Raw genomic sequence first — 1128 nt, 5'->3', positions numbered from 1 at the left:
CGCCCCAAAGGCGTCGGCAATCGTCACGATGCGCTCTTCAATCGACTGACGTGGATGCAGCAGGCGTATCCGTTGCAGCGCGGAGAAACCGTGTTGCAGAAGACGCCGTTCAGCTTCGATGTCTCGGTGTGGGAATTCTTCTGGCCATTGATGGTAGGCGCACGTCTAGCGATCGCCGCACCGGGTGCGCATCGCGATCCGTTGCAACTGGCCGAGACCATCGTTCGGCATGCGGTCGGCACGCTGCATTTCGTGCCCTCGATGTTGCAGGCGTTCATCGAAAGCGAGCACGCGCAGCGATGCACGCTGCGCCAGATCGTGTGCAGCGGCGAGGCCTTGCCCGCGGAGTTGCAGCGCAAGGTATTCGAGCGCCTGCCCGGCGTGGCGCTGCACAACCTGTACGGTCCGACCGAAGCGGCGATCGACGTCACCGCATGGCGCTGCCGTGAAGAGGACAAAGCGGTGCCGATCGGCGCACCGATCGCCGACACGCAAACCTGGGTGCTCGATGAGCGCATGGAGCCGGTGCCGCGCGGCGTGGCGGGCGAACTGTATCTGGGTGGCGCCGGTCTCGCGCGCGGCTATCTCGGCCGTGCGGGCTTGACGGCGGAGCGCTTCGTCGCCGATCCGTTCTCCGATGAGCCGGGCGCGCGTCTGTATCGTACGGGCGATCTGGTGCGCTGGCGCGCGGACGGCGTGCTCGACTATCTCGGGCGTCTCGATCATCAGGTGAAGCTTCGCGGCTTTCGTATCGAACTGGGTGAAATCGAAGCGCGGCTCGCGCAACTCGACGACGTTCGGGAAGCTGTGGTCATCGCCCGCGAAGGCAGGTTGATCGCATATGTGAGCGGCGACGCATCGTTCGATGCGCAACGCGCCAAGGCGCAACTCGCTCAGACGCTGCCGGACTACATGGTGCCGTGGCGCATCGTGACGCTGGACACGTTGCCGCTGAATGCGAACGGCAAGGTGGATCGCAAGGCGCTGCCCGCGCCATCGGTGCAGGCGGATGAAGCGCAATGGGAAGCGCCGCAGGGCGCGCTCGAAACGCAACTCGCGACGATCTGGTCGGAGTTGCTCGGCGTCGAGCGCATCGGGCGCAACGATAACTTCTTCGAGCTGGGTGGC

At 65.2% G+C, this 1128-nt stretch carries 1 protein-coding gene; it reads left to right on the top strand.

Features of this window, described 5'->3' with window-relative positions; all coding sequences use genetic code 11:
* The coding region (locus AWB80_RS42760; protein WP_143328303.1) for an amino acid adenylation domain-containing protein at positions 1-1128 on the top strand (1128 nt) is incomplete at both ends.

It is taken from the genome of Caballeronia pedi (genome assembly GCF_001544915.2).
GTDB classification, from domain to species: domain Bacteria; phylum Pseudomonadota; class Gammaproteobacteria; order Burkholderiales; family Burkholderiaceae; genus Caballeronia; species Caballeronia pedi.
Note: the sequence above shows the minus strand (reverse complement) of the source record. Positions and strands in the feature narration are given on the sequence as shown.